We start from the raw sequence: 9,500 nt of genomic DNA, 5'->3' as shown, positions 1-9,500 counted from the left end.
AACTTTTACTCGAATTATTTTTCAATTTCGTCTTGACTTATTACCACATGGCTACGATAGTTATTCTCATCTTAAAAAGCCCCAGCTTAGTTGAGTCTTTTTTGCGGAACATTATTAAAAAAACGGGCGTAGTTGAGTACGTCCGCTAGACAAAGATTAAAAATTGTCAGTAGTTGAGTAAATTTCTTTCTCAATTATGAAAAAGCCGCTCCAGTTGAGTCAATATTCTACCTAAAGATTAAAATCTGCTCACTAGTTGAGTAAATTCGCCGCCCTTGTAAACAGCCACCCCAAAAACAGTCCCTCCAGCCAGCCGCCGATGACGTCGCTCGGGTAGTGGACGTGCAGGTACATCCGGGTAAAGCCAATCGCCAGGGGAAAGAGCAGGGCCCAGCGGCGCTTGCTCGCAGGCAGCAGCAAATAGCCCGCCACTAAGGCAAAGACCATGGTCAGGCAGGAGTGGCCAGATGGGTAAGAGAAGCCGCCAGCCGTGATGTCGCTGGCAAAATGGGGCCGGGGCCGTCTAAACCAGCTTTTGACCAGCTCATTTGTCCCGTTAGCCAGCAAAACTGAGGCCACCATCAAGATCCCGCCGCGCCAGCGCCGACGTAAGCCCAAATAAAGGGCGATTGCCAAGGCAGCCAGGTAGATCAACCAGCTGTTGCCCAGCTGTGTAACGGCGATGACCAGCCGGCGCTCGGCCACGTTATTGTTTTTAACCGCCTGATAAAGGACCTGGTCAAAGGCCTTAATAAAGGAACTGCCGCTCACGACCAGCCAGGTCCAGCCGGCAAACAGCACTCCCCAGGCCCAGCCGCTCAACTTTTTTTCCGAACTTATCATCTGAAACTCACTTTCTCTCTTGGTAAAATCCGCTTCATGTGGTAAAGTATAATCATTATCAAGAAAAAATAAAAGGCTAAGGAGTAGTAGAAAGTTCAGCTTGCCCAAGAGAAGAGCCGGTTGCTGCAAGGCTTGCAAGCGGACTTTCGAACTTGCCTGTTAATGGCCGTTAGTGTTGTTTCGCTTTAAGAAACTTTGAGGGTCACGCCGTTTGGCGTGGAACTTAGGTGGTACCGCGAAATAACTCGTCCTATGTGTTTGCATAGGACTTTTTTGTTTTTTGGAAAGGATTACACAGAATGTACAACCACAAAGTTGTCGAAAAGAAGTGGCAAAAGTATTGGCTTGACCACAAGACTTTTAAGACTGGGACTGACCCAGAAAAGCCAAAGTATTACGTATTGGACATGTTCCCTTACCCATCTGGCAAGGGTCTGCACGTTGGTCACCCAGAAGGCTACACTGCTACTGACATCATGGCCAGAATGAAGCGGGCTCAAGGCTACAATGTCCTTCACCCAATGGGCTGGGATGCCTTTGGTCTGCCAGCAGAACAATACGCTTTGCAAACTGGCAATGACCCGGCAACTTTTACTGACCAAAACATTGCCCACTTTAAAGAACAACTTCAAGCCTTGGGCTTTTCATACGACTGGGACCGGGAAATCAAGACCACTGATCCAAACTACTACAAGTGGACCCAGTGGATTTTTGAACAAATGTACAAAAAGGGCCTAGCTTATGAAGCTGAAGTGCCAGTTAACTGGTCACCAGACCTAGGTACGGTTGTGGCTAACGAAGAAGTCATCGACGGCAAGACTGAACGGGGCGGCTTCCCAGTTTACCGCCGAAAGATGCGCCAATGGATGTTGCGGATCACGGCTTATGCTGACCGCTTGCTGGACGACTTGGACGACTTAGACTGGCCAGAACCAATCAAGGAAATGCAAAGAAACTGGATCGGCCGCTCAGTTGGTGCCCAAGTTACCTTCAAAGTTAAGGATACCGACAAGAGCTTTGACGTCTTCACCACCCGTCCAGACACCCTCTTTGGCTGCTCATACACGGTTTTGGCACCAGAAAACGAACTGGTTAAGGAAATTACTACTCCAGAACAAAAAGAAGCCGTTGAAGCCTACATCAAGTCTATCGAATCTAAGTCTGACCTGGAAAGAACCGATCTCAATAAGGACAAGACTGGCGTCTTCACCGGCGCATATGCGATCAACCCAGTTAACGGCGAAGCTGTGCCAATCTGGATCTCTGACTACGTTTTGGCAACTTACGGGACTGGTGCCGTCATGGCCGTACCAGCTCACGATGAACGTGACTACGCCTTTGCTACCAAGTTCCACCTGCCAATCAAGCAAGTCGTTGAAGGCGGCGACATCACTAAGGAAGCCTTTGCCGGTGACGGTGCTCACGTCAACTCTGACTTCTTGAATGGCCTTCACAATGACGAAGCCAAGGAAAAGATGGTTGAATGGCTGACTGACCACGAAGTTGGCGAAAAGAAGGTCAACTACAAGATGCGTGACTGGAACTTCTCCCGTCAGCGCTACTGGGGTGAGCCAATTCCAGTCATCCACTGGGAAGACGGCGAAACGACGCTGGTTCCAGAAGACGAATTGCCATTAACCTTGCCAAAGGAAACCAACATCCAGCCATCTGGTACGCCAGAAAGCCCATTGGCCAACTTGACCGACTGGGTCAACGTGGTTGACGAAAACGGCAGAAAGGGCAAGCGCGAAACCAACACCATGCCGCAATGGGCAGGTTCTAGCTGGTACTTCCTCCGCTATGTTGATCCGCATAACGACAAGGCCTTGGCTGACCCAGAGCTCTTGAAGCGCTGGATGCCAGTTGACCTTTACATCGGCGGGGCTGAACACGCAACGCTTCACCTCCTTTACGCAAGATTCTGGCACAAGTTCTTGTACGACTTGGGCGTTGTGCCAACCAAGGAACCATTCCAAAAGCTCTACAACCAAGGCTTGATCTTGAAGAACCATGAAAAGATGTCTAAGTCTCGCGGCAACGTGGTTAACCCAGATGACGTCGTTGACGAATACGGTGCCGACTCCCTGCGGACTTACGAAATGTTCATGGGGCCACTGAACGCATCCATCGACTGGGACGACAACGGTCCTTCCGGCGTCAAGAAGTTCTTAGACCGGGTATGGCGGACTTTTGTCAACGACTTAGACCTCGACCCAATCCCATCTGAAAAGGTGGTTGACGAAAACGACGGCAAGCTAGACAAGATCTACAACGAAACCGTTAAGACGGTTACCGAACACTTTGAAGAACTGCGCTTCAACACCGCGATTTCTCAAATGATGGTCTTCATGAATGCCTGCCAAAAGGTGGACAAGATCCCTCGCGAATACGCAGAAGGCTTCGTCAAGCTGTTGGCCCCAGTTGCTCCGCACATGATGGAAGAAATCTGGCAAGTCTTCGGCCACGACGAAAGCGTTCAGCTGGCTCCATGGCCAACTTACGACGCAAGCAAGCTGGTTGAAAGCACCGTCGAAATGGCCGTAACGGTTAACGGCAAGAAGCGTGGCACCTTCACCATTGCTAAGGACGCAAGCCGTGAAGACGCCCAAGCTGCTGCCTTGGCCCTGCCACACGTTAAGGAATTTACCGATGGCAAGGAAATCAAGAAGGTCATCGTAGTTCCAAACAAGATTGTCAATATTGTTGCCAAATAATCTAAAATTTTCCTAAAAAAACAAATTGGGGTATATTTCGCCTTAAATCCGTAATATGATAAGAGGTTGAAGTATTTGAAGATTAGGGAAGTTTTATGGCAAAAACAAAATCACAGAGCAACTCGCAAGCCCAGCTCTTAAAAGGCTCGGCTTGGATGACTTTTGGCTCAATCCTATCGCGGATTCTGGGGGCAATCTACATCATCCCTTGGTATGCCTGGATGGGCCCTTATGGCAACCTGGCCAACTCGCTGACGGCAAAAAGCTACAACATCTACAGTCTCTTTATCATCATTTCGACTGCCGGCATTCCCGGGGCAATCGCCAAGCAAATTGCCAAGTATAATGCCTTAAACGAGTATGGGGTAGGGCAAAGGCTGTTCAAGCATGGCTTGAGCTTAATGGCGGTCTTTGGCATTATCTCGGCGGCCTGCATGTACTTCTTGGCCTTGCCGCTGTCTGGCTACAACCCGCAAGAAGTACCCGTAATCCGCAGTCTAGCCGTTGCCGTCTTGATCATCCCCATCCTCAGTATCCTGAGAGGGTATTTTCAAGGCTTTAACAACATGATGCCTAGTGCCATGTCGCAGTTTGTCGAGCAATTGGCCCGGGTCATCTGGATGCTAGCAACGGCCTACATCATCATGCAGGTTCAGCACGGCAATTATGTGGATGCTGTTACTCAGTCCAACCTGGCGGCTGCTATCGGGGCGATTTTTGCCATCGGGATGCTGCTTTGGTTTTACCTCAGACAAAGAAGACAGCTGAGACCGCTCTTGGCGCATTCTAATAATGATCTGCGGGTGTCCACAAACAGCTTGCTGTTTGAAATTATCCAGCAGTCGATTCCCTTTATCATCATTGACGCGGGGATCAACATCTTCCAGCTGGTGGACCAGTACACCTTCCACCCAATGATTGCCAGCTTCATGCCTGGCGTGCACTATAACACGATCGAAAGTTGGTATGCCTTGTTCGGGCTGAATGCCAACAAGCTGATCATGATCGTGGTGTCTCTCGCCACTTCCATGGCAGTGACGGCAATTCCGCTTTTGTCAGCTGCTCATGCCCGGCGGGATTATAAGGACATCTCTAAGCAGATTTCCAACACCCTGGAGCTCTTCTTGTTTGTCTTGATGCCAGCGTCTCTGGGCATGGCTGCGATCGCTAAGCCTCTTTACACCATCTTCTATGGTCCTGATGCTCTGGGGGTCAAGGTCTTATACCTGTCTTCCTTTACGGCGATCAGCTTGGGCCTGTTCACGGTCTTGATGGCGATTTTGCAAGGCTTAGATGAGAACATGTACGCCATTCGCTACTTGATCATTGGCTTGGTAGTCAAAAGCATCTTCCAGTACCCAATGATTCGCCTAGCCAAGGTCTATGGGCCACTCTTAGCCACCAATATCGGGATGCTGGTCGTGATCTTCTGTGCCTTGAAGCACTTAAAGGTCAAGTACCGCTTCCAGGCGGACCGGACTATGCGCCGCTTTATCGGGATTGCCACTTTCTCCATCCTGATGTTTTTGGCGGTCAGCTTGACCGTTAAAGTGGCAGGGCGCTTCATTAGCCCAGACATGCGCTTCTCAGCCATGATCTTGTGCGGGCTGGGGGTCTTAGCCGGCATCGTTGTTTACGGCGGCCTCAGCCTCAAGATGGGGCTAGCTGAGCGAATTTTGGGCAGCCGGATTACCAGAATTACCCAGAAATTGCATCTGAATTAAGTAAATGCAAAAGCAGATATCTGTTAACTGACAGGTATCTGCTTTTTTATGCTCATTTTTGCTTAAAACTGATCGAGCATATTTTTGAAAAAGTGAAAAGTCCTTGTAAAGAAGCTTGATATCACGGGGCTAATGGCCAATAAAAAATATACAGGAAAAATTACCTTGTGAATAATATATTTAACATCTCTTTTTTTATCATAGTTAAGATTTTTTAAAATGCAACAAATTCGGCAAAGGAAACGGTTACAAAAAATCTTGGTAAAAATTCCCAAATCACCCTTGACTTTTTTTCACAAAAAGACAATAATAGACAGTGAAAAGTGAAAAGGCTTACAAGCCAAGTGACATGAGGTGAAAATAATGGAAGTTAATGACAAGAAAGAATTAACTCAAGAAGAACGTGAAAATGCATATGTTCTTTGGTTCAACCAACTGCGCCGGGCCGATGTGCCTCTGGTTGGCGGTAAATCATCATCATTAGGTGAATTGACTTCAGGGACTGACGTTCCAGTGCCTTACGGCTTTGCGACGACTGCACACGGCTACCGGCACTTCATGGAAGTCAACGGCTTAAACGACAAGGTAAATGCCTTGCTTGCTACTTTGAAGGACCCAGAAGATTCAGAAGAACTTCACCGGGTCTGCAGCCAAATTAGAAAGATCATGAGAGAAGCTCCAATGCCAGAAGACTTGGCAGAAGACATCGGTAGCTCTTATGACGCTTTGGCTAAGATGACTGGGCAAAACGAGCCATACGTAGCCGTTCGGTCAAGTGCAACGGCCGAAGACTTGCCAGATGCCTCCTTTGCTGGCGAACAAGACACTTACCTTAATGTTCGCGGCCGCAAGGACGTCATCCGCAAGGTTCAAGACTGCTACGCATCACTGTTTACTGACCGGGCAACTTACTACCGGATCAAGCAAAACTTCCCACAAGAAAAGGTTGCTTTGTCAGCTGCTGTACAAATGATGGCCTTCTCTAAGTCAGCCGGGGTTATGTTCACGGTTAACGTTGCTAACGGTGACGACACCAAGGTCATGATCGAAGGGTCATGGGGTCTTGGTGAATACATCGTTCAAGGGACGGTTACCCCAGACAACTTCGAAGTTGACAAGGACAGCATGAAGATCACCAACAAGACGATCAACAACAAGAACATTGAATTGATCCGCTTGCCAGGTGGGGGCGTTGAACAAAGAGACGTTCCAGAAGACGTTGCTAAGAGTGCCTGCTTGACCGATGAACAAGTTATTGAATTAGCTGGCTACGCAAAGCAAATTGAAAAGCACTATGGCTGCTACATGGACATGGAATGGTCTCGTGACCAAGATGACAAGCTCTGGCTCGTTCAAGCCCGTCCAGAAACCGTTTGGTCCCAAAGAAAGAAGGAAGGGGCTGAAGCAGAGGACAAAGAAGTTACTCCAAGCTCCAACAAGGTTCTGGTTAAGGGTCTGCCAGCCAGCCCAGGCGTTGCTTCTGGTATCGTTCACGTCATCGACGACCCAAGTCACATCAGCGAATTCAAGGAAGGCGAAATCCTGGTAACCTTGATGACTTCTCCAGACTGGGTACCAGCCATGAAGAAGGCAGCTGCGATTGTTACCAACAACGGTGGGATGACCTGCCACGCAGCGATCGTTTCAAGAGAGATGCAGATTCCATGTATCGTTGGGACGGCCAGCCGCGGGACTTTTGCAACTAGAATTTTGAAGACTGGCCAAGAAGTAACGGTTGACGCCAAGAACGGTGTCGTTTACCAAGGCGTGGCTGACGAAGTGGTTAAGCCAAAGAAGGAAAACACCGGCGCGCCAATGGCTGCAGCTGAATACTTCCCACCAACCGCTACTAGAGTCATGATGAACCTGGGTGACCCAGACCTGGCTGAAAAGTACTCTACTTTACCAGCTGACGGGATTGGCTTGATGCGGGAAGAATTCTTGTGGACGACCTACATCCACCAACACCCACTCTACCTGATTGAAACTGGTCACCCAGAAAGAGTCGTTAACGAATTGGCTAACGGCATCAGCAAGGTTTGCCGGGCCATGAACCCAAGACCAGTTGTCTTGAGATTCTCTGACTTCAAGTCCAGCGAATACCGGAACTTGAAGGGCGGGGAGAAGTACGAACCGCACGAACCAGCTGACCTGCTTGGCTGGCGCGGGGCAAGTCGCTACTACGACCCGAAGTACATTGAAGCCTTCAAGCTGGAACTGGAAGCTGTCAAGAAGGTAAGAAATGAATTCGGCTTGAAGAACTTGAACGTCATGATCCCATTCTGCAGAACGACTGAAGAAGCTGAAAAGGTTACGAAGATCATGGCTGACGAAGGCTTGGAACGCAGTCGCGACTTCAAGATCTTCATGATGGCTGAAATTCCATCCAACATTATCCTGGCTGACAAGTTCAACAAGTACGTTGATGGCTACTCCATCGGGTCAAATGACTTGACCATGCTGATCATGGGGACTGACCGCAACAACGACGCTGTTTCTGCCCTCTACGATGAACGTAACTTGGCTGTAAAGCGGGCAATCCGTCACCTCATTAAGGTTGCTCACAAGGATGGCAAGACGGTATCAATCTGTGGTCAAGCTCCATCAGAATACCCAGACTTCACTGAATTCTTGGTAAGAAGCGGAATTGACTACGTCTCCGTAAACCCAGACATGGTTAAGGAAACCAAGCTCAACGTTGCACACTTTGAGCAAAGAATCATGCTTGACGCCGCAACTGGCTTAGGCAAGCAAGACACCGAAGACTACGACTGGTAATCTTTGCTGAATAGTTTTTAAAGGCTGCTCTCCATTGGAGAGTGGCCTTTTTGTGAATTTCGAGCATTTTCTCTTAAAGTGAAGTAAAATTAATAATGAATTATCGTATTTTTAACTAAGCATCACTAGATATTTTTGAGGAAAAGACAATGGCACAACAATACTATTCAATGGATCAAATCGCTAAATTGGCAAAGGTTTCACAGCAGCAGGTTTATTACTTAATCAATATGAAGTTCAAGTTCAAGCCAACCTTGGTTGACCCAAAGGGGAATAAGTTCTACGATGAGCGAGCGGTAGGGCAGATCTTTCAGGACCTAGGCAAGGTCTTGCCCAAGTCGGTGGCATCGCCGGCAACGGACAATGGCCTCTTGGACATCAACGCCATCGCCGAAACGACCGGAATCGGCAAGAAGAAGCTGAGAATTTTTATCAGAGAACACAAGGAAATCAAGCCGGACTTCATCGACGAGAAGAACCACAACAAGAAGTACTGGGGGCCAAGTGCCATCCAGTACATCCACGACCACTTTGAAGCCGAAGAGGCGGCTAAGGCTGAGCCTGAAGCAGCAGTGAAGGAAGAGAAGCCTCCAGTAGCTGAAGCTAAGGTAGAAGAAGCTCCTAAGGCAGAAGTCAAAGAAGAGAAAACCGAAGAAACTCCAGTCGAAGAGCCAAAAGAAGCAAAGACTGAAACTGTGCCTGTAGAAAAGGACGAAGAAAAAGTCGAGAAGACTGAAGAGGTCAAAGAAGAACAATTAGAAGCAGCTGAAGAGCCGGAAGAAAAGAAGGTTACAGGCCCAGTCTTCGTCAAGAAGGCGCCGCGGCCAGATGACAAGCTGAAAGAACACCCAGCAGTTGAACTGCCATTCAGCTTTGATGACCAAGAAGAAGCTAAGCCTGAAGTAGACGAGAAGGCAGAAGCAAAGCCAACTGCCAAGGCTGAAGAAAAGACCGAAGCGGTAGAAACTCCGAGCGAAGTTAAAGAAGAAAAAGCGGAAACAGAAGCTGAAGTAGAAACTAAGGCAGAAGCAAAGCCTGAAAAAGCAGCAAAAGAAAGTTCTGAAGAAGATAATCGCGGCTTTGTCGTGCGCAAGCGCGATGATGATCGCCGGAGCAACCGCCGGCCAGGCAGAAACAACCGGCAAAATGGCTACCAAAAGAATGGCTACCAGAACAACCGCCAAGGCTACCAAAAGAACAATTACCAAAATAACCGCCAGCAAAACTACGCCAAGCGGCGGGAGCTGTTTGAAGGCAAGTTTAAGCTGGTAACCGAAAAGGGCACCTTCTACACTGACCAGTTCAAGAGTCTGGATGAACTGGCTGAATACGTCTTGTCCTCAAAGGGCGAATTCATGAAAGTGGAAAAATACAACCGGGGTGAATTTGCGCCGGCTTACATTTCCACCAAGAGCATCATCGAATTTGAAGAAGCCTAATC

5 protein-coding genes are annotated in these 9,500 nt (G+C 48.5%); 4 read left to right on the top strand and 1 reads right to left on the bottom strand.

Annotated elements, in window-relative coordinates; all coding sequences use genetic code 11:
- Positions 1-252: 252 nt before the first annotated feature.
- Complete coding sequence (locus tag ACI4WN_RS03345; RefSeq protein WP_439776953.1) at positions 253-843, bottom strand: phosphatase PAP2 family protein; 591 nt, start codon at positions 841-843, stop codon at positions 253-255.
- Between the two features lie 299 nt (positions 844-1,142).
- Here ACI4WN_RS03345 and leuS point away from each other — a divergent pair, with 299 nt between their 5' ends.
- The 4 genes from leuS (at position 1,143) to ACI4WN_RS03325 (ending at position 9,498) form a co-directional block, all read left to right on the top strand.
- Entirely contained in the window at positions 1,143-3,557 is a 2,415-nt protein-coding gene (gene leuS / locus ACI4WN_RS03340; RefSeq protein ID WP_439776952.1) for a leucine--tRNA ligase, read from the top strand.
- Between the two features lie 95 nt (positions 3,558-3,652).
- The gene (locus tag ACI4WN_RS03335) at positions 3,653-5,281 is read left to right on the top strand and encodes a putative polysaccharide biosynthesis protein (RefSeq protein ID WP_279190105.1); all 1,629 of its coding nucleotides are present in this window, start codon (positions 3,653-3,655) and stop codon (positions 5,279-5,281) included.
- Positions 5,282-5,644: 363 nt separating this feature from the next.
- Entirely contained in the window at positions 5,645-8,059 is a 2,415-nt protein-coding gene (gene ppsA, locus ACI4WN_RS03330) for a phosphoenolpyruvate synthase (protein WP_439776951.1), read from the top strand.
- 149 nt (positions 8,060-8,208) lie between these two features.
- Positions 8,209-9,498 (top strand): hypothetical protein, encoded by a 1,290-nt coding sequence (locus ACI4WN_RS03325; protein ID WP_439776950.1) that lies wholly within the window; start codon positions 8,209-8,211, stop codon positions 9,496-9,498.
- Positions 9,499-9,500 lie beyond the last annotated feature (2 nt).

It is taken from the genome of Lactobacillus sp., from assembly GCF_051893255.1.
GTDB lineage: Bacteria > Bacillota > Bacilli > Lactobacillales > Lactobacillaceae > Lactobacillus.
Note: the sequence above shows the minus strand (reverse complement) of the source record. Positions and strands in the feature narration are given on the sequence as shown.

Bases quoted from the DNA above. Each gene is read 5' to 3' on its own strand.
- ppsA (WP_439776951.1), top strand. From the start codon at position 5,645: ATGGAAGTTAATGACAAGAAAGAATTAACTCAAGAAGAACGTGAAAAT.
- ACI4WN_RS03335 (WP_279190105.1), top strand. From the start codon at position 3,653: ATGGCAAAAACAAAATCACAGAGCAACTCGCAAGCCCAGCTCTTAAAA.
- ACI4WN_RS03325 (WP_439776950.1), top strand. From the start codon at position 8,209: ATGGCACAACAATACTATTCAATGGATCAAATCGCTAAATTGGCAAAG.
- ACI4WN_RS03345 (WP_439776953.1), bottom strand. From the start codon at position 843: ATGATAAGTTCGGAAAAAAAGTTGAGCGGCTGGGCCTGGGGAGTGCTG.
- leuS (WP_439776952.1), top strand. From the start codon at position 1,143: ATGTACAACCACAAAGTTGTCGAAAAGAAGTGGCAAAAGTATTGGCTT.